This is a genomic window from Nocardia sp. SYP-A9097 (assembly GCF_009649815.1).
GTDB lineage: Bacteria > Actinomycetota > Actinomycetes > Mycobacteriales > Mycobacteriaceae > Nocardia.
Window position 1 is genome coordinate 1 of sequence record NZ_WJIC01000050.1, and the last position, 22,246, is coordinate 22,246.

Genomic DNA, 22,246 nt, shown 5'->3' on the forward strand with positions numbered 1-22,246 from the left:
CTCGACCGGATCCAGCCCGCCAAGATCTCCCGATCGCCATCACGCAACACCAGAGGGGCAGCTCGCACGGCCCACATTCAACCAGAAACCCATACCGCCCAACAACTTTGGAATCGACCCACTAGCGCACTACCTCGATAACGTCGCCGGGGGAGACCCAGCGGTAGAGGGTTTCCGCGCCTTCGGGGGTCATGCGGATGCAGCCGTGGGACTGTTCTTCGATCGGGCCGATGTGGGTGGCGATATCGCCGTTGAAGAAGACCGCCCACTTCATTTCGGCATTGTGCATGGTCGACCAGTGGTACTCCTTCTTGGAGGCCACGTGGAAGACGCCGGGGGGTGTCAAGAAACCGGGGCGGCCGTGGGAGATCGGGGTGGGGCCGTAGACGACCTTGCCGTTCTCCATGAGCCAGGCTTCGTTCTCGGACAGGCTCATGCAGACCCGCGCGCCCTCGGCGGTGCAGGGAGCGACCACCGGCGCGGGGGCCGGGGGCTGAATAATCGACGGGACGCCGGGAATATCGGGGCCGCCGGGCCATAGCGGTTCGGCCTGGGCGGTACCCGCCATGGCGAGGGCCGCCGAGGCGATACCGGTGAGTACCGCGGTACTGGCCGTGCTTCTACGGAATTGATTGCCGCTCATGACGTTCCAACCTCGCTCATCCAGGGCGCAATGCTGCGCGACGGCCAGCGGTATAGACACCGCCACTCGGTCATGCACAGGAACTATCAGTGCATCTTATAAGCGCAAAGCGAGGATTCGTGCGGAATCGCCATGCGGGAGAATCGGCGTGTATCGCGGGCACCCACTACTGTCCGGCCTGATACCCCGGCAGGTGGGCCATTTGCGCCGACTCGCGCCCTTCGTTCAGGCTTTGCGTTCGTGCAGGAGCAGCAGCATGTAGGCGGCGACGCTGTGCGAATCGACGATCACACCCTCGGCGATCATCGATTCCAGCTCGGCTCGGGTGAACCAGGCGGCGCGCATATCCTGCTCGGTCGACTCCCGCTCGGGCTCACCCTCGGTGAGTTCGGTGGCGAGGACGATATGGCCGTAGTGATTGCTGGTCGCGGGCGCGGCGGCGACCTTGCCGAGATAGGTGAGCTCGGCGGCGCGCAGGCCCGTCTCCTCGCGGAGTTCCTGGCGTGCGACCGCGATCGGATCGAACTCCTTCGCGCCCGGTACGGAACCGCCCGGGAACTCCCAACAGCGTTGCCGCAGTGGATATCTGAACTGCTCCACCAGGTGGAAGCGCGCGCCGTCGAACGGCACGATAATCGCGAAATCGGACTTGTCGATATGCGCGTAGATGCCGCTCTGGCCGTCGTCGTGGCGAATGACGTCCTCGCGGAGCGTGATCCAGCGATTCGAGTAGATCTCCCGCGATGCGATCGTATCCATCCCTCGATCTTGACGCATCCGGGGCCGATCCATCGGCGCTGCGGTGTAGATCCGGTGCGATCAGCGATGCACCGCCGCGCCCACCGCGGACGCCGCGGCGACGGTGGCCTCGGCGAGTTCGACCAGTCGCGCCGCCGGGAGTTGGGTGTCGGGGCAGACCACGATCGAGGCCACCACCTCACCATCCGCGCCGAAAATGGGCGCGGCCACCGAGACCACGGCATTGTGTTCGCCCAGCTCGTCGGGGAGATAGTCGATGGTGATGAGCTCGGTGATCATGGCGCTCAGTCGATGCCGCAGCGGATCGGTGACCGGTGAATGCCGCAGCGCGGCAAGGGCTTCCAGCATGGGCGCGGAGTCGTCCGCGAGACGCTCCACCGAATAGCCGCGAGTGCGAATGACATCGAGCACCGTCTCCAAGCGTGGCCGATGCGCCGGATCGGCCGCCGCCAGCCACTCGGCACGCGCCGCTGCCGGCGCCCAGGCGATGAATTCGCGACACACCGGCGGTGCGAACGGAATATGCCGCCCGGCCCGCATCCACGGAACGGACGGTGACCCGATCACCTCGGTGATAACGATCGAATCGCCCTCGCGCTCAGCTAGAAACGCGGGCATGCCGTGCGCGTCGGCCAGCCGGCGAATCGCCTCGGCCGCCAGCCTGCGCAGCGGAAATGCCGCCTCGGCGCGCCGTGCCACCGTCATCAACCCCAGGCCCAGGCAGTAGTTCCCGTTCGCGTCCCGAATGGTCCAGCCGTCCCCGGTGAGCTGCGTCAGCACCGCATGTGACGTAGCCCGCGACATCCCGGTGGCCCGCACAATCTGTGCGAGTGACAGATGCTCGGCCGGATGCCGGGACAGCAATTCGATCGTCTGCACCACGCGCCGCGTCGGGGGAGAGGCCGCATTCGGCTCACCGGCGACGCGCGCATCCGCGTTGGATAGTGCTGCGGTGGAGGCGATTTCAGTCAAAACGTCCTCGGGGTCGTCGGGGTGGGGGATATCTGAGGCGTCGGGGCTTACGCGAATCTATAGCGCCGGGCCGGTGTTGGCGGGATGACGAAATGCCCGAGCAGCTTCGGTATCTGCTGCACGGGGCTTGCCGTGTCGCAAGGGCCGGACTGGCCGCGGCAGGTTCGGCGCGGCCGGATTGGGCGCGGGTCTTGACCGCGCGAGGATGCCGACCTATCGTCGGTGTCACATAATCGAACAATAGCGTCGAATATTCGACAACGCAAGTTGTGAAGGTTCGGCGCGGCGAGTGAGAAGCGAATGCGCGCGGGTTACGAGTTGTCGCACCTGGACGCCTTGGAGGCGGAGTCGGTGCACATCATTCGGGAGGTGGCGGCCACCTTCGAGCGGCCGGTGCTGTTGTTCTCCGGGGGTAAGGATTCGGCGGTCATGCTGGAGTTGGCGCGGCGGGCATTCTGGCCCGCGCCGCTGCCTTTCCCACTGCTGCACATCGATACCGGGCGCAATTTCGACGAGGTGATCGACTTCCGCGATCGGACCGTCGAACGGCTCGGGGCACAGTTGCTGGTCGGGCGGGTGCAGGACGATATCGACGCGGGGCGTGTCACCGAGAAGGCAGGGGAGTCCCGCAACCGGCTGCAGACCGCGACCCTGCTGCGCGGTATTCGGGAGAACCGTTTCGACGCCGTCTTCGGCGGAGCCCGCCGCGATGAGGAGAAGGCGCGCGCCAAGGAACGCGTCTTCAGCTTCCGCGATGAGTACGGGGCATGGGATCCGCGGGCACAGCGCCCCGAGGTGTGGAGCCTGTACAACGGCCGGCACAGCAAGGGTGAGCACATTCGCGTGTTCCCGCTGTCGAATTGGACCGAACTCGATATCTGGGAGTACATCGAGCGCGCCGAGGTCGCCCTGCCGCCGCTGTACTACGCGCACCGCCGCCAGGTCCTCGAGCGTGACGGAATGCTGTTGGCGGACAACAAGTTCGTGCCCCGCCGGCCGGACGAGCGGCTCTTCGAGGCGAGCGTGCGTTTCCGCACCCTCGGTGACGCCGACTGCACCGGTTGTGTCGAATCCACCGCCGCCACCCCGGCCGAGGTGATCGCCGAAACCGCCGTCACCCGCCTCACCGAACGCGGCGCGACGCGCGCCGACGACCGCATCTCCGAATCCGGCATGGAAGATCGCAAGCGAGAGGGCTACTTCTGATGCGCCGCAACCTTTTACGGCTCGCCACGGCCGGCAGTGTCGACGACGGCAAATCAACCCTCATCGGCCGCCTGCTCTTCGACTCCAAATCGCTGTTCAGTGATCAACTCGATGCCATCGAACGCGCCAGCCTGGCCCGCGGCAATGGCGGCCCGGACCTGTCCCTGGTCACCGACGGTCTGCGCGCCGAGCGGGAACAGGGCATCACCATCGATGTCGCGTACCGCTACTTCACCACTCCGCGAAGGAAATTCATTATCGCGGACACCCCGGGGCATGTGCAGTACACCCGCAATATGGTGACCGGAGCGTCCACCGCGGACCTGGCGCTGATCCTGGTCGATGCCCGCAAGGGCGTCTCCGAGCAGACCCGCCGCCACGCCTTCCTCTCCTCGCTACTGGGTGTGGGTCACCTGGTGCTGTGCGTGAACAAGATGGATCTGGTCGACTGGTCCGAGCAGCGCTTCGAGGAAATCCGTGAGGAGTTCGCGGATTTCGCCACCAAGCTCGATGTCGGCGATCTGAGTTTCCTGCCGCTCTCGGCGCTGCACGGTGACAATGTGGTCGAAATGTCCACGCACACACCGTGGTACGCGGGCCCGCCGCTGCTGCGCCATCTCGAGGAGGTACATATCGCCTCGGACCGAAATCTCATCGACGCCAGATTGCCTGTGCAGTACGTGATTCGGCCGCACGGTGAGAGCCAGCGCAGTTATGCGGGCACCATCGCGGGCGGCATTTTCAAGCCCGGTGATGAAGTGGTGGCGCTGCCCTCTGGGCGTACGAGTCACGTGACGGAGATCTGGGGTCCGGGCGGCAGCAAGATCGATGAAGCCTTCGCGGGCATGGCGGTTTCACTGACCCTCGATGACGAAATCGATATCGGCCGTGGGGATATGCTCGCGCGGCCCGGCAACCAGCCGCATCAGGATCGCGATCTGGACGCCATGGTCTGCTGGTTCTCCGATACCAGCGCGCTGCGCGCCGGGAGCGACTTCAGCATTCGCACCGCCACCCAGAACTCCAAGGTGACGGTCGCCGAGCTGGATTACCGCCTGGATGTGAACACGCTGCATCGGCAGACCGAGGCGGATGAACTGGCGCTCAATGACATCGGGCGCGTCACCCTGCATACTCGGCAGCCGATCATGTTCGACCCGTACCGGGACAATCGCGCGACCGGCAGCTTCATTCTGGTGGACGACACCACGAATCAGACTGTGGCAGCGGGCATGATCACCGCTCGCACACCCGGCATCGCCGAGGCGACGAGCGATCGTGGGCACCGTGCCACCGGCCGCCGCCCGCGTGCGAATGTGGTGTGGCACAACTCGGCGGTCGAGCGCACCCAGCGGTTGAGCGAAGGTATGACCATCTGGCTGACCGGGCTCTCCGGGTCCGGAAAGTCCTCCATCGCAGCCGAATTGGAGCGCCAGCTGATCGCGGCCGGACGCCCCGCGTATCTCCTGGACGGCGACAATCTGCGGCACGGGCTGAACAACAACCTCGGCTTCACCGATGAGGATCGGCGCGAGAACATCCGCCGCGTAGCCGAAGTCGCCTCACTCTTCGCCGATGCGGGCACCATCGCCATCGTCTCGCTCATCAGCCCGTTCCGGGAACAGCGTCGCGACGCGCGAAAACTGCACGACGACAAGCGATTGCAGTTCCATGAGGTATTCGTGGACACGCCCCTGGAAGAGTGTGAACTGCGTGACCCCAAGGGTCTGTACAAGCGCGCCCGCTCCGGTGAGCTACCCGAGTTCACCGGTATCTCATCGCCTTACGAGCGCCCGGAGTACGCCGAGCTCACCATCACGCCCGAACAGGGCACCCCGACCGATATCGCCCAATTGATCCGCCTAGAACTAGGCATTAGCTCTTGAAAGAAGGCAGACGCCTGATGGAACCAACCATCGAACAGGCCGAACTTCCGCTGACCGAGCCACTCCTGGCCGCGGTCGCCGAGGCCGAGAAGCTCATTGCCGCAGCGGATTTCATCCGTGACCCGCATGACCTCGCCGAAGGCTACGACTACCTGCAGGGCAGTATCGCCGCCGTCATGCAGCTCTCGCGCGCGCACGGCACCTCGCACCCGTACTTCGTGACCTCCACCGGCCCGTACACCAAGATGGGCCTGGATAACCCGGACACGCTGTACTACCACGCGAATGTGGAGTCGACCGGCGAATACCTGCTCACCGGCGTGCGCGGCAGCACCGTCGACCTGAGTTTCCAAGTGCTCAAGGGCGATTACACCGCCACCGATGTCCCCAATGGTGACGACGCCTTCGACGATCGCCGCCTGGAGATCGCCGAAGACGGCAGCTACCAGCTGCGTTTCGGCCCGCCCAAGGAGAACCCGGGCCCGAACTACTTCGTCCTCGGCGAGGGCGCGTCCATGCTCGCGGTGCGAGAGGTGTACGGCGACTGGAACAATGAGCGCAAGGGCAGTATTCGCATCGAGCGCGTCGATACGATCGGCACCGCGCCCGCCGAACCCGATGTGGCCGCGCTGCGTAAGCGCTACCGTGCCGCCGGTCGCATGCTGCTGACCCGGGTGAACACCTGGTTCAACTTCCCCAAATGGTTCTATCTGAACCTGCCGGTGAACACCCTCACCGAACCCCGGCTCACCCCGGGCGGTTTGAGCACGCAGTACTCCTCGGTCGGTCACTTCGACCTCGCCGACGATCAGGCGCTCATTATCACCGTGCCGAAATCCGATGCGCCGTACCAGGGTTTCCAGCTCGGCAGTCGCTGGTATGTCTCCCTCGACTACAGCAATCACCAGACCAGCCTGAATCACGCTCAGGCACAGGTGGATCCGGACGGCATGATCCGCATGGTCGTCTCCGCGCGAAATCCGGGCATTACCAACTGGATCGAGACCACCGGCCGCCGCCTGGGAATTCTCCAGTTCCGCTGGCAGCGCGTCGCCCGGCCCATGACCGCGGCCGACGGCCCCACCATCGAACTGGTGCCCTTCGACAAGGTAGCCGAACAGCTGCCGCACCTTGCACACAATCAGATCGACGAGGCGGACTGGCGCGAACGAATCGCCAACCGCCAGCGCGCTTTCGCGGAGAGGATGCTCGGATGACCCGGCTCAGGACAGGACTGCTCGACGGCAAGGTCGTGGTGATGAGCGGGGTGGGTCCCGGCCTCGGCCGCTCCATCTGCCTCGAAGCCGCCGCGGCGGGCGCGAAGGTCGTCCTCGCCGCCCGCACCGAATCCCGGTTGAAGGAAGTCGCCGCCGAGATCGAGGCCGAGGGCGGCGAAACCCTCAGCGTGCCTACCGATATCACCGATGACGAGCAGGTGCAGAACCTCCTCGCCCGCACCGTCGAGACCTTCGGCAAGGTCGATGTGCTGGTGAACAACGCCTTCTCGGTACCGTCCATGAAACCCTTGGCGCGCACCGACTATCAGCAGATCCGCGACAGTATCGAACTCACCGTGCTCGGCGGCCTGCGCATGACCCAGACCTTCACCGACGCCCTCGCCGAGACCAAAGGCAATGTGGTGATGATCAATTCGGCGGTGCTGCGGCACTCCGAACCCCGCTACGGCAGCTACAAGGTCGCCAAATCCGCACTGCTGGCCATGTCGCAGACGCTGGCCACCGAGCTCGGCGAGAAGGGTATCCGGGTCAATACCGTTGCCCCCGGCTACATTTGGACCGATCAGCTGAAGTGGTACTTCGGTGAGATCGCCAAGAAGTACGGCATCACCGAGGAGCAGGTCTATCAGCAGACCGCCTCCAAGTCCGACCTCAAGCGACTGCCGCTGCCCGATGAGATCGCCCAGACCGTCGTCTTCCTGGCCTCGCCGTTCGCCAATGCCATCACCGGGCAGACCATCGACGTCAACTGCGGCGAATACCACGTCTGATCAGCATGCATAAGGAGTTCAACCCATGACCGCACGCACCTCCGTCGGCACCGTCGAGGATCTGCACGCCTCGGCCACCCGGGTCTGCGGCCTCGAAGACTTCGGCTCGGACGACTACCTGGAGGGTTTGAGCACCCTGCTCGAGTCGTACCAGCGCGACGCCGGACTCACCGAGCTCGGCTCCAAGATGAGCCGATTCTTCCTGCGCGGGGCCCTCGTCGCCCGCGCACTGAGCGAAGCCTCCTGGAAAGCCAACCCGGCATACGCCGAAACCCCCGTCACCAGGCCGATTTTCGTGACCGGCCTGCCGCGCACCGGCACCACCGCCCTGCATCGGCTACTCGCCGCCGACCCGGGGCATCAGGCCCTGGAGATGTGGCTGGCCGACTTCCCGCAGCCGCGCCCGCCGCGCGACACCTGGGCCGAGAATCCTGTCTACCAGCGCATCGACGCCGGATTCGCACAGCATCGCATCGAGAATCCGGAATTCATGGGCGTGCACTATATGAGCGCCGCCGATGTGGAGGAGTGCTGGCAGCTGCTGCGGCAGACGGCCAAGTCGATCTCGTACGAATCCCTGGCGTACCTGCCCACCTACTCGCAGTGGCTGCGCAAACAGGATTGGACCGACGCCTACACCCGGCATCGAAAGAACCTGCAGCTCATCGGAGTTGGTGACGAACGGCGCTGGGTGCTCAAGAATCCGAGCCACCTGTTCGCCCTCGACGCGCTCATGGCGGTGTACCCGGACGCGCTCATCATCCAGACGCATCGCGATCCGGTGACCATTGTCGGCTCGTCGTGCAGCCTCTCGGATCAGGCCGCGCGTGGCTGGTCCACCACCTTCGTGGGCGAGACCATCGGCAAGTCGCAGTTGGAGCTGTGGTCGCGGGGACTGCGCGAGTTCAATGCGGCCCGCGCTCGGTACAACCCCGAGCAGTTCCTCGATATCCAATTCGACGAATTGCGCGCCGACCCGATGGGCACCGTCGAAAAGATCTACGGCGCTTTCGGAATCGATTTCACAACTCCGGCGCGCACGGCCATGGGTTCCCTCGACGAGGAGAGCAAGAGTGGTGACCGCAAACCCGTGCACCGGTACTCCCTGGCCGATTACGGGCTGACCGAAGCGCAGGTCAGGGCCGAATTCGAAGCCTGATCAAGGACCCGAGTCCTTCCAGATATGGTTAGCGTCACCTAACCAGCTATGGTTAGCATCGCCTAACCGCGGATATGCGGTCTGGACTGGAAGGACGAAGGAAATTGAACGGACGCTTGTACAGCGCCGCACCGGTGCGCAAGAACCTTCTGCGCATCTCGGCCCTCGGCGTGGCGCTGCTCGTCGCCGCCGCCTGCTCCAAATCGGAGCCGGTGGCCGACAACTACCCGCAGGCCCTGGACGGTAACCATTACGCCCAGACCAACCTGGCCGCGGACAAGGACTCGTACAAGGCGCAGTTCACCTACCCGGACATGGTCAATGCCTGGGGCCTGGCCGATCGGCCCAAGGGTGCGGGCGGCCACTTCTGGGTCGGCGGCGGCGGTTTCTCCTTCCAGTTCGTCGGTGATGTCACCAAATCCGCGGATCCCAAGTTCCAGAAGCTCTTTCAGGATCCGCTGAAGCTCGTCAATGTCCCCGGCGCGGACTCCGACAGCTCGGACAAGAGCATCGGCAAGACCACCGGCGTCATCTTCAACCCCGCACCCATCACCTCGGACCTGTTCGTGGTGAAGGACCAGCCGGTCACCTACGACGGCAAGACCGAAAAGCTCACCGGCTCTTCACGATTCATCTTCGCCACCGACTCCGGCAAGATCTCCGCCTGGACCGAACAGGGCACCGGCGGCCAGATCGTGCGCCACGACGGCCCCGCCAACGTCGTGTTCGACGGCTCGGAGAAGGGCATGCAGTTCTTCGGCCTCGCCCTGACCCCGTCCGGCGACAAGCTCCTCGCCGCCGACTTCGGTGCGAACCCGCAGATCCGCGCCTTCGACAAGAACTGGCAGCCGATCCCCACCGGCGGCTTCGCCAACCCCTTCGCCACCGGCGACACCATCGACGCCACCGACCCCGCCAAGGGTAAGGCCGTCAAGCCCGGCGATCCGGCCCCCTGGAACGTGACCACCATCGGCAAGCGCGTCTTCATCTCGTACGCCACCACCAAGCCGGACGAGCAGGACGCCACGAAGATTGATGTGGGCGAAGAGGATTCGCTCGACAAGGCCGCCGACAAGGCATCGGGTGGCAAGCCCGGCAAGGGTAAGGTCGCCGAATTCGACGCCACCGGCAAGCTGGTCCGCACCATCGACGGCGACGACCGCTTCAACGCCCCCTGGGGCGTCACCATCGCCCCCGAAGGCTTCGGCCCGCTGAGCGGCAAGATCCTGGTCGGCAACTTCGGCGGCCTGGGCCACATCGTCGCCATCGACGACGCCACCGGCAAGCCTGTCGACTACCTCCGCAACACCACCGGCAAGCCGATCGAGATCCCCGGCCTGTGGGCGCTGATGTTCGGCAATGGTGAAAGCCTCGGCGACTCTGACGCCCTGTACTTCACCGCCGGACCCGAAGACGAGAAAGACGGACTCTTCGGCAGCCTGCGCCTGCAGTAATCAATATCTGATGTGAATGTCCCGAGTCGCTCTGCGGCTCGGGACATTTCGCTTTTCAAGACAAAAGATGCCTGGACAAGAAGAGCGAAAGATGAAAGACCAAGAATTCTGAATATCCTTGTATCACAATGGTTTTCGCCTTTCCGGGTATGTTTTTCGGCGGTAGAATAGAGGTATGAATCCCGGGGGAAAGACCAGCATCGTGGACGGCGCGCACGCGTTGGTCGCGGCGGTGCAAACCCTGGCCGAGGAATCGCTGTATCCGCTCAACGATGATGAATTCGCCTCGGTGATGGCCGAGGTCGAGGGGGCGATGCGGCAATTGGAGACGGTCAAGCATCGGTTCGTCGCCGATACCGAGCGGCGCTCGCTCGCGGATCGGGCGGGATTCAAGCGGACCCATATCTATTTGGAGCGGACGCTGCGGTTGAGTCATGCCGAAGCCCTTGCACGGGTGCGGGCAGCGGAGAAGCTGAGCCCGCAAATCTCAAAGCAGGGTGAGGATTTGGGTCCGGCACTGCCGTATGTGGCTGCCGCGCAATGTGAGGGCGCGATTTCGGCGGATCATGCGCGGCGGATAGCGTGGATTATCAAGCGCCTGCCGGAGATCACCACGGATGCGGAGAAGGAGAACGCCGAGCGGATCCTCACCGAGTATGCGTGCGAGGGTTCTCCGGATGTGCTGCCCGGCCTCGGTGAGGAGATCATGTGCCGTATCGACCCCGACGGCACGCTGACCACCGAGGAGGATCGGCAGCGTCGGCGCGGGATCACCGTGGGGAAGCAGCGGGTGGATGGGATGTCGGAGTTGTGCGGGGAGATCACTCCGGAGCTGCGAGCGGTCCTGGATGCGTTACTGGCCAAGTACGCGCGCCCCGGCATGTGCAACCCCGAGGATCCTGAAAGCCCGTGCACCGCACCGGCTGCCGACGATGTCGATGTTCTCGCCGCCGCCGCGCAGCGCGATACCCGCACCACCGCGCAACGCAATCATGATGCGCTGCTGGGTTTCCTGCGCTTCGACATCGACAACACAAAGCTGGGCGCGCACCGTGGTCTGCCGGTGGCGCTGATGATCACCATGACACTCGACGAGGTGGAGCGAGCCGCGGGAGTGGCCACCACCGCCACCGGCGGTACCGTCTCGATCCCGGCCGCATTGAAGCTCGCGCAAGGTTCACGCCCGTGGCTGGTAGTCCTGGACGGCGGCGGAAGGCCTTTGCATCTGGGTCGAGGCCGCCGATTGGCCAGTCCCGCACAGCGCTTGGCATTGATCGCCGCCGAGAAGGGCTGCACCCGGCCCGGTTGCAGCGCGCCCGCCTCCTTGGCTGCGGCGCACCATGTGACCGAGCACTCGAAGAATGGTCCGACCGATATCGAGAATCTGACCTTGGCCTGCGATTCCTGCCACGCTCGGATTCATGACGGTCCGGGTGGGTGGAAGACGGTGAAACTGCCTTCGGACCACAAGTTCCCGGGCCGCACCGGATGGATCGCCCCGTCCTCGATCGATCGTTCCGGGACGCCGAAGGTGAATCAGCGGCACCACCTCGGCGAGCAACTCGCGATCGGGTTGGCTCGGATTCATGCGCGCAATGAGATTGCCGCGCAACGGTACCGGGCGCGATTGCGCCCCCGAGTGCCGACGCGTTCCAACTACTAGTACCGGTAATGGTCCCGGGGCCTTCGTAGCCGAAGACCCTGCGGGACATCACGTTCCAGCGGGGTTCGGAAGAGGGCCAAGATTCTTCGGAGTGGGAACCTCGCCTGCCGTACCCGACTTTCGCTCCCCCTTTGGGAGCCGCACTCTCACCTACCAGCCTGGCTGGCAGGCCGTGGTCCGGATCTCGAGCAGAGAACACAAACCCCAAAGACCAAAACCCCCAAACCGCCCGCCCTCGAAGCCATCACACCCCGGGTCTAATTAGCACACCCCTTGGTATGGGGTGTGCGGGTACGAGAGGGGGTGTGATGAGTCGATAAGGGTGTTCGCCGTGCCCCCGAGACCCTTCACCTTGTCCGGATTGTCTAATTCGAGTCGGTGGTTCTTCTCGTCCTGGCGTCTTTTGTCTTGTTTTTTGTTGTCATGGTTCTGAAGGTTCCCACGGCCACCCAGCCAGGCTGGGTCGTGAGAGTGCGGCACCCAAAGGGCGAGCGAAAGCCGGGTACGGCAGACGAAGTAACCACACTGCCAGTTCTGCTTTGCAGCCCGGTTGGGAAGATCAACACCATCCGCGAACCGAAGCGACATGGGTCGGCCACAGAACTCCAGTACCACCAACAGGGCAATCTCAGCCGAGCTGGGATAGGGCGGTGAGAAGCGGCAGGATGGTATGCAGAAAATCCCCCGGGCACGAGGTTTCGCCGCAAATGTCTTGCCAGTCACCATGACCCGAAACGCCGGGCTTGGTGGCGGTGATCCCATTCACTGGATTCACGTAGTTGATCTGGGCGAAGGGGTGAATGCCCAACCCAGAGCAGAGCCGAGTCAAAACTATGTCGAGGCTGTGCAGGGCCGCCTTGCTGGGCAGCGTATGGCTGAAGTCGCCGATCAGGCAGATGCCGATATTTCCCGAATTCGCCCCGCGCACATGGCCTGCCGTCACCACCTCGGCTCCGGGCTTCAGGTCCGCGCCCGGTTTGAAGATAGGGGCGTCGTCCGTGCCGGGATGGCGGGCGGAGTAAATGACGCCGTTCGGGTCGATCATGAGGTGATAACCGACGTCGCCCCAGCCTTGGCCGTCCGGGTCCGGAAGGGCGTGGAAGCGGTAGACGCCGCGTACCGCGTCGCGGTAGTCGTCGTATTCCTGGCCGGTGGGGATTTGGGTGTGATGGACCGTAATCACCTGTGCCGGTGAGTATTCCGGTTCACCCCAGGTTTGCAGGGATTCGTCCGCGCCCCAGCCCGATCGGGTGACCGCTGGAAAACCCCATGCGTAGGAGGTGGTTACCGGGGTCTTGAACGGCTGGGCGGTCACCGGCGCGAAAATGGTGGGGAGCGTGATGTTTTCGGCGATCACATCGACCTTGTCTGCCCCCGCCGGAATCGGCACGATCTCCGAGAGCTTGCCCGGGCGATCATCGCGTCCGTGCGCGGTCCGGCGCACCGGCACCGGATCGGTCCATGCGCCCGCGACCCGGAATCGCACCGAGGCGGGTTTCGCGGCCGGTTCCACATCTCGCAATGCGGTGAAAAGCCCGCCCTTGCAATCGGTTCCCTCGACGGGCCCGGCCTGCGCGCTGCCACGCGCCCCGAGCATTCCGGCCGCAGCGACAGCAGCGGCCCCGGTCAGTAGTGTGCGGCGATCGATTCGATTGTTCTGTGTCACTTCCACCCTCGCTCTCTCGTCCGATGAATCGTACGAAAGAGCAACGGCTACTCGGTGACCCGCTCCGGAAATCGGGCCGTGAGTCCGTCGACGAAGGCGTTCAGGGCCAATTCGAAACTCTCGGAATCGATTTCGTCGGCGCGGGCGCGCAGCAGATGCGCCTGTTCCAGGTGTGGGTAGCGGTCCCGGTATACCTGCACGTCATCGACGAATCCTCGGGAGAAGGAGCCGATGGTCGCGCCCATGACCAGATAGCGGGTGGCCGCGCCGATCATGGTGGCCTCGCGCGGCGGCCAGCCCGCACCGACCAGACCGCCGTGCACCGCGTCGGCGTGGTGCAGATTTTCATCCCGTTTGCCCGGACCGGTCGCCAGGTAGGGCACGAAATTGGGGTGGGCGACCAGTTCATCGCGATAGGACCGTGCCCAGGACATCAGCCCGTGCTGCCAATCGCCCGCGTCGAAGGCGGAGGTGTCGACGCGGCTCATGATGCTCGCGGCGATGTCATCGAGAAGATCGTCTTTGGTGGGGTAGTGGCCGTAGAGCGAGGCGGCCTGCACACCCAGTTCGGCGGCGAGCTTGCGCATGGACAGCTCGGCCAGCCCGTCACGGTCGACCAGGGTCAGTGCGGCGTCGCGAATGCGTTCGCGGCTCAGGAGCGGCACTTTCGGTCGGGCCATGGCTAGAAGTTATCACCCGCTACTTGAAAAACCGAACAGCGTTAGGATAACTTCGCAGGCATAAACCTAACAACGTTTGGTTAGGAGCCATTCAAAATGGACTTCGAGCTCGGCGAGGCACAGCGCGAACTGCGCGAGGTCGCCCGCGCCTGGGTGGACAAAGAGGTCGTACCGTTCGCGGCCGCCTGGGATCGCGCCGAATCGGTGGACACCGCCATCGTCGGCAAGCTCGGCGCGATGGGCTTCCTCGGCATCGAGATTCCCGAGGAGTACGGCGGGTCCGGCGGCACCGCCCTGGACTACTGCCTGCTCCTGGAGGAGCTCGGGCGCGGGGACAGTTCGGTGCGCGGCATCGTCTCGGTCTCCCTCGGACTCGTCGGCAAGTCGATCAAGACGTACGGCACCGAGGAGCAGAAGCGAGAATGGTTGCCGCGCTTGTGTTCCGGGCAGGCCCTGGGTTGCTTCGCACTCACCGAACCCGAGACCGGATCCGATGCGGGCAACCTCACCGCCAAAGCCGTTCGGGACGGCGATGATTGGCTCATCTCCGGCACGAAGATGTTCATTACCAATGGAACCTGGGCCGATGTGGCCATCGTCTTCGCGCGCAGCGGGGGACCGGGGCCAAAGGGTGTGACCGCCTTCCTGGTGCCCACCGACGCACTCGGATTCACCCGCACCGAGATCAAAGGCAAGCTCGGACTGCGCGGGCAGGCCACCGCCGAACTGGTTCTCGATCAGGTGCGTGTACCCGACTCCGCGCGACTCGGTGACGAGGGCCAGGGCTTCAAAATCGCCATGGGCGCACTCGACAAAGGCCGCATGGGTGTGGCCGCCGGATGTGTCGGCGTTGCTCGCGGCTGCCTGGAAGCTGCGGTGAAATACGCTCGGGAGCGCGAGCAGTTCGGCAAGCCCATCGCCTCCTACCAGCTGGTTCAGGAACTGCTCGCCGATATCGCCGTCGAGGTCGAGGCGGCGCGGCTGCTCGCCTGGCGGGTCGCCGACCTGGTGGAGCGCGGTAAACCGTTCGGCACCGAAGCCTCGGTCGCCAAACTGTTCGCCAGTGAGGCCGCGGTCAAGGCCGCCAATAACGCTATTCAGGTCTTCGGCGGATACGGGTATATCGACGAATTCCCGGTCGCCAAATACCTGCGCGATGCCCGGGTGCTCACGCTGTACGAGGGCACCAGCCAGATTCAGAAGCTGCTCATCGGGCGCGCGCTCACCGGCGTGAACGCCTTCAACTGACGCCTGACCAAATATATTCGCTGACAAGGAGTTTCGTATGACTTCGAAGGTTGCATTCGTCACCGGCGCGGCGCGCGGCATCGGCGCGGCCACTGCTTCCCGGCTCGCGGCTGACGGGTTCACCGTGGTGATCGCCGATCTGGACGAGGCCGCCTGCAAGACCGCCGTCGACGCCATCATCGCCGCGGGCGGCAAGGCCATCGCGGTGGGCTGCAATGTCGCCGACGAAGCCTCCGTGGACGCCGCGTTCGAACGCGTTGTGGCGGAACTGGGTTCGGTCGACGTGCTCGTCAACAATGCCGGCGTGCTGCGCGACAATCTGCTGTTCAAGATGTCCGTGGAGGACTGGGACACCGTCATGTCGGTGCACCTGCGCGGCGCGTTCCTGTGCAGCCGGGCCGCACAGCGGTACATGGTGAAGCAGAAGTCCGGCAAGATCGTGAACACCTCGAGTGTGTCCGCGCTGGGCAGCCGGGGGCAGGCCAATTACTCGGCCGCCAAGATGGGTATCCAGGGCTTCACCCGCACGCTGGCCATCGAGCTCGGCCCGTACGGCATCAATGTGAATGCCGTCGCGCCCGGGTTCATCGTCACCGATATGACCGATGCCACCGCCGCGCGCGTGGGGATGGATCCGGCCGAATTCCGTAAGGCCGCAGCCGAAGTCACTCCGCTGCGCCGCGTCGGCAATCCCGCGGATATCGCCAATGTGGTGTCGTTCCTCGCCTCCGAGGACTCCTCGTTCGTCACCGGTCAGACGATTTACGTCGACGGCGGACGCAAGCTTTAACAACTCCCGAGAGAAAGAATCATGCAGAGAACAGTTTTCGACGCCGACCATGACGCCTTCCGTAAGACGGTGCGCGCCTTCATCGAATCCGAGGTCACACCGCACTACGACGAGTGGTACGAGGCGGGCATCGTGCCGCGCGAGTTCTACTACAAACTGGCGGAACTCGGCGTCTTCGGTATCGAGGTGCCCGAGGAGTTCGGTGGCGCGGGTATCGAATCCTTCAAGTTCCAAACCATTCTCATCGAGGAGTGCTCGCGCGCGGCGGTCTCCTTCGGCGGCTCCAGTGTGCACGTGGGCCTGTGCCTGCCGTACCTGAAGATGCTCGCCACCCAGGAGCAGAAGGAGCGCATGCTCCCCGGCTTCGTGAGCGGCGAGATCATGTTCGCCATTGCCATGACCGAGCCCGGCACCGGCTCAGATCTGGCCGGAATGCGCACCACCGCAAAGCTGTCCGAGGACGGCACGCACTATGTGCTGAACGGGTCCAAGACCTTCATCACCGGTGGCGTGCACGCCGACCGGGTGATCGTCTGCGCCCGCACCGACGCGCCCCTGGGTAATGATCGCCGCCACGGCATTTCGCTGTTCATGGTGGACACCAAGTCGCCGGGGTATGTGGTCGGCCGCAAGCTGGACAAGCTCGGGCTCAAGACCTCCGACACCGCCGAACTCAACTTCACCGATGTGAAGGTGCCGGTCGAGGATCTGCTCGGCGAGGAGAACAAGGGCTTCTCGTACCTGGGCCTGAACCTGCCGCAGGAGCGGCTCTCCATTGCCGTCGGCGCGTACGCGCAGGCCACAGCCGCCATCCGGTTCGCCAAAGAATACACCAAGCAGCGCAATGTCTTCGGGCAGCCGGTCGCCAGCTTCCAGAACACCAAGTTCGAGCTGGCCGCCTGTCAGGCCGAGGTCGACGCCGCCGAGGCCGTGGTGGATCGCGGGCTCGACGCATTGGACGCCGGGACACTCACCCCCGCCGATGCCGCCTCCGCCAAGCTGTTCTGCACCGAGGTCGCCGCGCGCGTGATCGACCGCTGCCTGCAGTTGCACGGTGGCTACGGGTTCATCAACGAGTACCCGATCGCCCGCCTGTACGCCGACAACCGGGTGAACCGGATCTACGGCGGTACCAGCGAAGTCATGAAGATGATCATCGCCAAGGACATGGGCCTGTAACTGCCGCCCGGGGTACTTCCATCCATGCGCTTCACCGACCCCCGCACGCTACGAATCACATGAGGTCTCAATGAACGCGACTCTCTCCCTCGCCAGCATTCTCGCCGAACCGGCGCGACGGCGGCCCGACCACCTCGCCCTCATCGAAGGGGCGCAACGGATTACGTTCGCCGAGCTGTGGCAGCAGGCACGCGAACAGGCCGGGGCGCTCATCGAACTCGGTGTGCGGCCCGGGGATCGAGTCGCGCTCATGGGGCCGAATACCGCTGATTTTCCGCGCGCGTACTTCGCGATTCTCGCGGCCGGCGCGACCGTGGTGCCGGTGCATCTGCTGCTCACCGCCCCGGAGGCCGAGTATGTGCTGCGCGACAGCGGTGCGACGCTGCTCATCTGCCACGATATGGTCGCCCCCGTCGGCAAGGCGGCTGCGGAGCGTGCGGGGATTCGCTGCCTGAGCCCGAAAGAGCTTGTCGGTGAGGCAATTCCGACGTTCCTCTCGCGCAGTCCGCTCGATACCGCGGTGGTGTTCTACACCAGCGGCACCACGGGCACACCCAAGGGCGCGGAGCTCAGTCACCTCAATATGGTCATGTGCGCGACGGTGAATGCCTTCGACGCCAATGAAGTTCACCGCGATGACATCGCGCTCGGCGCACTGCCGCTGTTCCACGTCTTCGGGCAGACGGTATCGATGAACTCGCACTGGCGGGTCGGCGCGACCCTGGTACTGCTGCCCAGATTCGATGCGGCAGAGGCGATTCGGCTCATGAACGCCGAGGGCATCAATACCTTCCATGGCGTGCCGACCATGTACGTCGGTTTGCTCGACGCCGCGAAGGAAGCCGCGCAGCTGCCCACGCTCGAGCTCTGTATCAGCGGCGGCGCGGCCATGCCGCCCTCGGTGCTGGAGGAGTTCGAGCGGGTCTATGGCGCGTATGTGCTGGAGGGGTACGGACTTTCGGAGACCTCACCCACCGCCACGGTCAATCAGCCGCAGCTCGGCCCGCTCGCCGGGACGGTCGGGCACGCGGTGTGGGGCGTGGACGCCGAGATCGCCGATCCCGAGGTGCGCGACCGCATCGAACTGCTGCCAGCCGGAAGTATCGGCGAGGTCGTGGTGCGCGGTCACAATGTGTTCAGCGGGTACACCGGGCGACCCGAGGCCACCGCGGAAGTCATGGTGGACGGCTGGTTCCGCACCGGCGACCTCGGTACCAAGGATGAACAGGGCTATCTGCGCATTGTCGACCGCATCAAGGAGATGATCATCCGCGGCGGGTTCAATGTGTACCCGACCGAGGTCGAGGCGGCGCTCATGCGGCATCCCAAGATCGCCCAGGTCGCGGTGATCGGCGTACCGGACGACAACTATGGCGAGGAGATCATGGCCGTAGTTGTGCCGTCCGAGCCCGTCACCACCGATGAGGTAATCGATTACGCCCGTGAGCATGTCGCGCGCTACAAGTATCCGCGCCGCGTCGAATTCCTCACCGAAATGCCGCTCGGCCCCACCCACAAGATCCTGAAGCGAGAACTGAAGGAGCGTTTCGCATGATCGACTTCGCCACCTTCGACCAGCTGCGCGCGGCGACGGGCACCGAAATCGGTGTCAGTGATTGGTTTCTCGTCGATCAGCAGCGCATCGACCGATTCGCCGAAGCCACCGGCGACCATCAGTGGATCCACGTCGATCCGGTGCGGGCGGCGGACGGTCCGTACGGCCGCACCATCGCCCACGGCTTCCTGACCCTGTCCCTGGTGGTCCCCATGACCGCGCAGGTGATGGAGTTCAGCTGCGCGCGCATGGCAATCAACTACGGGCTCAACAAGGTTCGCTTCATCAGCCCGGTCCCGGTGGGCAGCCGCATCCGCGGGCGCTTCACCCTGAACTCGGTGACCGATATCCCCGGCGGCGTACAGGCCGAGCGCACGGTCACCGTCGAAATCGAGGGCGAGGCAAAACCGGCCTGCGTCGCGGAGAGCATCGCCCGCTACCTGTCCTGAACGGAGAATCGGCGTGAGAACCCCTCGCTCCCAAGCCGATTCAGCGTTCGGGCAGCCAGGAATTCGGATCGGCGATAGGTGTTCCGTAGCCGGGGCGATCGGCGGTGTCGGCGCTGTGCTCGTCCCAGGTATAGATGTGCAGGTCGAGGCCGTCCGGATCGTTGAACACCAGTAGCCAGCCGATGGAGGCGTCGATCACGGGGGAGTGCGCGACGCCGTGCTGATCCAGATACGCCGCCCACTGCTCCAGATCGGCCGGCCCTTGCGCGCCCAGACTGACCGGATCGAACCCTTTGCACCCCTGTGCGGCCGCCGGATTCTCGCGCAGGCACAGCATCGACGGGCTGATGCCGGGTAGTTCGCCCGCGACGCCGCGGACCATGCCGTCGCTGTCGTTGAACTGCATGGTCGGGCGGAAGCCGAGGACATCCCGATACCAGCGCACCGAGCGCACCAGATCGGTCACCGGGATCTTGATGTGATGAATGCCTGCCAGTTCGGGCATCGGGAATCACCTTCTCGAATTTCACCGCAGTGGTACTGCGGTAGATATTGATAGGATGCTCCTCATGAGCCAGCCGGTCAAGAGGACCTATCGCGCGGACAAACGCGCCCAGACCGCGGAGGCGACCCGCGCCGCCATTCGAGCGGCGGCCGGTGAACTGTTCATCGAATCCGGGTACGCGGCGACCACCATGCGGGAGGTCGCGCGGCGCGCGGGGGTGGGGGAGCGCACGCTCTACGACACGTTTCCGAACAAGCTCGAACTGTTCCGGCACACCATCGGGGTGGCCACCGTCGGCGATGAGGAACCCGTCGCGGTGCTGGATCGACCCGAGGTGCTGGCCGCGTTCGACGAGGTCGATCCACTCACCGCGGTCACGCGAGTCGTGGAGTACACCGCCGGATTGTTCGAGCGCGCGGGCGATCTCATCATGGTCGGCATCGAGGCCGGGGCGGCGGACGCGGGTATGAAGGCGGGCTCCGAGGCCGGAGCTGAGCACACCTACCAGTTCTGGCTCGGGTTGACCCGCAACCTCTTTCGCGTCGATGCGCTGCGCCCGGAACTCGACGCGGAGTCGGCCGCCGATATCGCCTTCGCGCTCGGGTCACCGCATGTCTTCCGGCTATTGCGGCGGCAAAGAGGCTGGGCCGCAACCAGATACCGGGAGTGGCTCACCGGCGCGGTCACCGCGCAACTACTGCGCGAGTGACCGGCCGATCCGAGCGGGCCTACCGGATCGGGCCGAAAGGCTGTGCGGAGAGCGGGGATTCATCGGGCGTCATGGTCGCCACCACGGCGATACCGGCCGCGCGGAAGTTGCTCAGCGCCCGGGCGATATGGTCCGCCGAGGTGATCAGAATGGCGGCGTGCGCGCCGATAGCCTCCATGAGCTGAGCCGAGAACGCCGCGTTCTGAACCGTCGAATTCGCCTTGGTCTCGGTATGGATGCGGTCGGGGTGGATGCCGCGCTGAATCATCCAGTCCGCCATGGCCTGTGCCTCGGTGTGGCCCCCTTGCGGATTACCGCCGGTGACGATGATCGGAGCCTCGGGGGAGAGCAGGGCCGAGACGTAACCGGCGAACAGGCGGTTGATGAGCTCCGGGCGCATCTCACCGTCCGGTTGCAGGCCGTAACCGAGCACCACGATGGCGGTGCTGGGGCTGAACATGGCGGGCAGGTCGAGACCGGGCAGGTCCAGGCCCGGCACCAGGCTGGTCACCGAATTGAGCGCGGAGACAACATCTTCGGTAATGCCCGCGATGGGGCGCGCGGGCGCGACCACGCCCTCGGCGTGCGCCGGTATCGCGGCGGCGGCGATCGCCGCGACCGTGGCACCCGCGAGCAGGGTGCGCACGGCGAGACGGGCGGTATTTCGGGAGAAGTGGCGCAGAACCGGAACGGCCGGTAGCAGATCGAGCATCGGAAACCCCCTGGATAGCCACTAGTGACTACTAGTCGGTTCACATTTCGATCCATGATCACCCGGAATCTGCGCCCGGGTGCGGCGAATCGCGAAACAAGACCCCAATTTCTGGAACTTGTTCACTGGTTGGGACGCTCGGCTTCAGCGGAAGGCATCTCGATGGGCTCGGCACCAGTCCTCGAAGGTGCGTGGAGCTCGGCCGAGTAGCTCGGCAACGGTGTCCGTGCGGAGTCCGACCGTGTCCGAACGCATCTGGGCGAAGGATTCGCGAATCGCCTCCGCCAGTTGCGGGTGTGCGCCCCGGGGGAAGCGGGCGCGCACGGCCTCCTCGGCGGTCGCGGTCGAGCGAATCGGCAAGGGGCGGTCCAGGACTCGGGCGAGTATGCCGACCTGCTCTGCGCAGGTGAGGGATTCGGCCCCGGTCAGGTTGTAGGCCGCGCCCTTGTGGCCGTCTTCGGTGAGCGCCAGGAGTGCGACGGCGGCGATATCGGCGGGGTCGATCGGTGCGAACCGACCCGGCCCGGTGGGGTCCAGAATGGGCTCGCCCGCGCGAATGGCAGGAGCCCATTCGAGCGCGTTGGTCATCAGACCGCCCGGGCGCAGGATTGTCGCGGCGAGGCCACTGTTCAGGACGAGTTGTTCGCGTTTGTGATGCCAGCGGCCCATTGCCGGGATCGGATCGCCGATCGCCCAGAACGAGGAGATCAGCACGATCCGCTCGACTCCGGCCGCGCGGGCGGCTGCCACGGCATGGCGGGTGTGGTCCATGCCGGTGCCGGGGACGAGCAGGAACAGGGCGGTAATGCCGTCGAAGGCCGCGGTCAAGGTCGCCGGATCGTCGAGATCGCCCTTGTGGAGTTCGGCTCCGGGGAGATCGGCCACCCGCGAGGGATCGCGCACGAGCGCTCGATAAGGCACTGCGGCCGTGGCCAATTGGCGGGTCAGCTCACTGCCTATGTTTCCGGTTGCTCCGGTCAGAAGTATCATGGGAAAGCTCCAA

The 22,246-nt window shown here is 64.9% G+C and carries 21 protein-coding genes; 13 read left to right on the top strand and 8 right to left on the bottom strand.

All coding sequences use genetic code 11. The features are described 5' to 3' along the window. Window positions 1–121: 121 nt before the first annotated feature. From GFY24_RS39210 to GFY24_RS39220, 3 genes are all read right to left on the bottom strand, one after another. Window positions 122–643, bottom strand: a complete 522-nt coding sequence (locus GFY24_RS39210) for a L,D-transpeptidase (RefSeq protein ID WP_153810193.1) — start codon at window positions 641–643, stop codon at window positions 122–124. A 225-nt stretch (window positions 644–868) separates the two neighbouring features. Then, a complete protein-coding gene (locus GFY24_RS39215) occupies window positions 869–1,402 on the bottom strand; it encodes an NUDIX hydrolase (protein ID WP_153810194.1) in 534 nt (177 codons plus the stop codon). 60 nt (window positions 1,403–1,462) lie between these two features. Further along, window positions 1,463–2,374 carry a helix-turn-helix domain-containing protein gene (locus tag GFY24_RS39220; RefSeq protein ID WP_153810195.1) on the bottom strand — a complete coding sequence of 304 codons (912 nt, stop codon included), beginning with the start codon at window positions 2,372–2,374 and terminating at the stop codon, window positions 1,463–1,465. A gap of 300 nt (window positions 2,375–2,674) precedes the next feature. Between GFY24_RS39220 and cysD the strand changes: the two genes are divergently transcribed. The 7 genes from cysD (at window position 2,675) to GFY24_RS39255 (ending at window position 11,750) form a co-directional block, all read left to right on the top strand. Then, complete coding sequence (cysD, locus tag GFY24_RS39225; protein ID WP_153810196.1) at window positions 2,675–3,580, top strand: sulfate adenylyltransferase subunit CysD; 906 nt, start codon at window positions 2,675–2,677, stop codon at window positions 3,578–3,580. After that, complete coding sequence (gene cysC / locus GFY24_RS39230) at window positions 3,580–5,466, top strand: adenylyl-sulfate kinase (RefSeq protein WP_153810197.1); 1,887 nt, start codon at window positions 3,580–3,582, stop codon at window positions 5,464–5,466. The genes cysD and cysC overlap by 1 nt, the downstream gene beginning before the upstream one ends. 17 nt (window positions 5,467–5,483) lie before the next feature. Further along, on the top strand, window positions 5,484–6,683 hold the full coding sequence (locus GFY24_RS39235; RefSeq protein ID WP_153810198.1) for a hypothetical protein: 1,200 nt from the start codon (window positions 5,484–5,486) through the stop codon (window positions 6,681–6,683). Next, window positions 6,680–7,474 carry an SDR family oxidoreductase gene (locus GFY24_RS39240; protein WP_153810199.1) on the top strand — a complete coding sequence of 265 codons (795 nt, stop codon included), beginning with the start codon at window positions 6,680–6,682 and terminating at the stop codon, window positions 7,472–7,474. Before GFY24_RS39235 ends, GFY24_RS39240 begins: the two co-directional genes overlap by 4 nt. A gap of 25 nt (window positions 7,475–7,499) precedes the next feature. After that, window positions 7,500–8,633 (top strand): sulfotransferase, encoded by a 1,134-nt coding sequence (locus tag GFY24_RS39245; RefSeq protein ID WP_153810200.1) that lies wholly within the window; start codon window positions 7,500–7,502, stop codon window positions 8,631–8,633. 104 nt (window positions 8,634–8,737) lie between these two features. Further along, window positions 8,738–10,087 carry a TIGR03118 family protein gene (locus GFY24_RS39250; RefSeq protein ID WP_375336163.1) on the top strand — a complete coding sequence of 450 codons (1,350 nt, stop codon included), beginning with the start codon at window positions 8,738–8,740 and terminating at the stop codon, window positions 10,085–10,087. 175 nt (window positions 10,088–10,262) lie between these two features. Beyond that, window positions 10,263–11,750 carry an HNH endonuclease signature motif containing protein gene (locus GFY24_RS39255; protein WP_153810202.1) on the top strand — a complete coding sequence of 496 codons (1,488 nt, stop codon included), beginning with the start codon at window positions 10,263–10,265 and terminating at the stop codon, window positions 11,748–11,750. Between the two features lie 628 nt (window positions 11,751–12,378). On the opposite strand, the gene GFY24_RS39260 is transcribed toward GFY24_RS39255, so the two are convergent. Together GFY24_RS39260 and GFY24_RS39265 are read right to left on the bottom strand one after the other, a co-directional pair. Beyond that, entirely contained in the window at window positions 12,379–13,416 is a 1,038-nt protein-coding gene (locus GFY24_RS39260) for a peptidoglycan recognition family protein (protein WP_309231884.1), read from the bottom strand. A gap of 47 nt (window positions 13,417–13,463) precedes the next feature. Continuing rightward, the gene (locus GFY24_RS39265) at window positions 13,464–14,096 is read right to left on the bottom strand and encodes a TetR/AcrR family transcriptional regulator (RefSeq protein ID WP_153810203.1); all 633 of its coding nucleotides are present in this window, start codon (window positions 14,094–14,096) and stop codon (window positions 13,464–13,466) included. Window positions 14,097–14,192: 96 nt separating this feature from the next. Between GFY24_RS39265 and GFY24_RS39270 the strand changes: the two genes are divergently transcribed. From GFY24_RS39270 to GFY24_RS39290, 5 genes are all read left to right on the top strand, one after another. Then, window positions 14,193–15,344, top strand: a complete 1,152-nt coding sequence (locus GFY24_RS39270; RefSeq protein WP_153810204.1) for an acyl-CoA dehydrogenase family protein — start codon at window positions 14,193–14,195, stop codon at window positions 15,342–15,344. A 37-nt stretch (window positions 15,345–15,381) separates the two neighbouring features. Continuing rightward, the gene (gene fabG / locus GFY24_RS39275) at window positions 15,382–16,134 is read left to right on the top strand and encodes a 3-oxoacyl-ACP reductase FabG (protein WP_153810205.1); all 753 of its coding nucleotides are present in this window, start codon (window positions 15,382–15,384) and stop codon (window positions 16,132–16,134) included. Window positions 16,135–16,155: 21 nt separating this feature from the next. Further along, complete coding sequence (locus tag GFY24_RS39280; protein ID WP_153810206.1) at window positions 16,156–17,313, top strand: acyl-CoA dehydrogenase family protein; 1,158 nt, start codon at window positions 16,156–16,158, stop codon at window positions 17,311–17,313. 70 nt (window positions 17,314–17,383) lie between these two features. Further along, window positions 17,384–18,868, top strand: a complete 1,485-nt coding sequence (locus tag GFY24_RS39285) for a long-chain fatty acid--CoA ligase (protein WP_153810207.1) — start codon at window positions 17,384–17,386, stop codon at window positions 18,866–18,868. Then, window positions 18,865–19,317 carry a MaoC family dehydratase gene (locus tag GFY24_RS39290; RefSeq protein ID WP_153810208.1) on the top strand — a complete coding sequence of 151 codons (453 nt, stop codon included), beginning with the start codon at window positions 18,865–18,867 and terminating at the stop codon, window positions 19,315–19,317. Before GFY24_RS39285 ends, GFY24_RS39290 begins: the two co-directional genes overlap by 4 nt. Before the next feature lie 40 nt (window positions 19,318–19,357). Here the strand turns inward: GFY24_RS39290 and GFY24_RS39295 are convergent, their stop codons facing one another. Continuing rightward, window positions 19,358–19,822 carry a VOC family protein gene (locus tag GFY24_RS39295; RefSeq protein WP_153810209.1) on the bottom strand — a complete coding sequence of 155 codons (465 nt, stop codon included), beginning with the start codon at window positions 19,820–19,822 and terminating at the stop codon, window positions 19,358–19,360. Between the two features lie 64 nt (window positions 19,823–19,886). Between GFY24_RS39295 and GFY24_RS39300 the strand changes: the two genes are divergently transcribed. After that, on the top strand, window positions 19,887–20,531 hold the full coding sequence (locus GFY24_RS39300; RefSeq protein ID WP_194853198.1) for a TetR/AcrR family transcriptional regulator: 645 nt from the start codon (window positions 19,887–19,889) through the stop codon (window positions 20,529–20,531). Between the two features lie 19 nt (window positions 20,532–20,550). On the opposite strand, the gene GFY24_RS39305 is transcribed toward GFY24_RS39300, so the two are convergent. Continuing rightward, on the bottom strand, window positions 20,551–21,243 hold the full coding sequence (locus GFY24_RS39305) for a YdcF family protein (protein WP_153810211.1): 693 nt from the start codon (window positions 21,241–21,243) through the stop codon (window positions 20,551–20,553). A gap of 144 nt (window positions 21,244–21,387) precedes the next feature. Continuing rightward, a complete protein-coding gene (locus GFY24_RS39310) occupies window positions 21,388–22,233 on the bottom strand; it encodes an NAD(P)H-binding protein (RefSeq protein WP_153810212.1) in 846 nt (281 codons plus the stop codon). Between the last annotated feature and the right edge of the window lie 13 nt (window positions 22,234–22,246).

Excerpts from the sequence above, each read along its gene's own strand:
- GFY24_RS39285 (WP_153810207.1), top strand. The coding sequence starts at position 17,384 with ATGAACGCGACTCTCTCCCTCGCCAGCATTCTCGCCGAACCGGCGCGA.
- GFY24_RS39255 (WP_153810202.1), top strand. The coding sequence starts at position 10,263 with ATGAATCCCGGGGGAAAGACCAGCATCGTGGACGGCGCGCACGCGTTG.
- GFY24_RS39310 (WP_153810212.1), bottom strand. The coding sequence starts at position 22,233 with ATGATACTTCTGACCGGAGCAACCGGAAACATAGGCAGTGAGCTGACC.
- GFY24_RS39280 (WP_153810206.1), top strand. The coding sequence starts at position 16,156 with ATGCAGAGAACAGTTTTCGACGCCGACCATGACGCCTTCCGTAAGACG.
- GFY24_RS39270 (WP_153810204.1), top strand. The coding sequence starts at position 14,193 with ATGGACTTCGAGCTCGGCGAGGCACAGCGCGAACTGCGCGAGGTCGCC.
- GFY24_RS39265 (WP_153810203.1), bottom strand. The coding sequence starts at position 14,096 with ATGGCCCGACCGAAAGTGCCGCTCCTGAGCCGCGAACGCATTCGCGAC.
- cysD (WP_153810196.1), top strand. The coding sequence starts at position 2,675 with ATGCGCGCGGGTTACGAGTTGTCGCACCTGGACGCCTTGGAGGCGGAG.
- GFY24_RS39210 (WP_153810193.1), bottom strand. The coding sequence starts at position 643 with ATGAGCGGCAATCAATTCCGTAGAAGCACGGCCAGTACCGCGGTACTC.
- GFY24_RS39215 (WP_153810194.1), bottom strand. The coding sequence starts at position 1,402 with ATGGATACGATCGCATCGCGGGAGATCTACTCGAATCGCTGGATCACG.
- GFY24_RS39305 (WP_153810211.1), bottom strand. The coding sequence starts at position 21,243 with ATGCTCGATCTGCTACCGGCCGTTCCGGTTCTGCGCCACTTCTCCCGA.
- GFY24_RS39300 (WP_194853198.1), top strand. The coding sequence starts at position 19,887 with ATGAGCCAGCCGGTCAAGAGGACCTATCGCGCGGACAAACGCGCCCAG.
- GFY24_RS39235 (WP_153810198.1), top strand. The coding sequence starts at position 5,484 with ATGGAACCAACCATCGAACAGGCCGAACTTCCGCTGACCGAGCCACTC.
- GFY24_RS39245 (WP_153810200.1), top strand. The coding sequence starts at position 7,500 with ATGACCGCACGCACCTCCGTCGGCACCGTCGAGGATCTGCACGCCTCG.
- GFY24_RS39290 (WP_153810208.1), top strand. The coding sequence starts at position 18,865 with ATGATCGACTTCGCCACCTTCGACCAGCTGCGCGCGGCGACGGGCACC.
- GFY24_RS39295 (WP_153810209.1), bottom strand. The coding sequence starts at position 19,822 with ATGCCCGAACTGGCAGGCATTCATCACATCAAGATCCCGGTGACCGAT.
- cysC (WP_153810197.1), top strand. The coding sequence starts at position 3,580 with ATGCGCCGCAACCTTTTACGGCTCGCCACGGCCGGCAGTGTCGACGAC.
- GFY24_RS39240 (WP_153810199.1), top strand. The coding sequence starts at position 6,680 with ATGACCCGGCTCAGGACAGGACTGCTCGACGGCAAGGTCGTGGTGATG.
- fabG (WP_153810205.1), top strand. The coding sequence starts at position 15,382 with ATGACTTCGAAGGTTGCATTCGTCACCGGCGCGGCGCGCGGCATCGGC.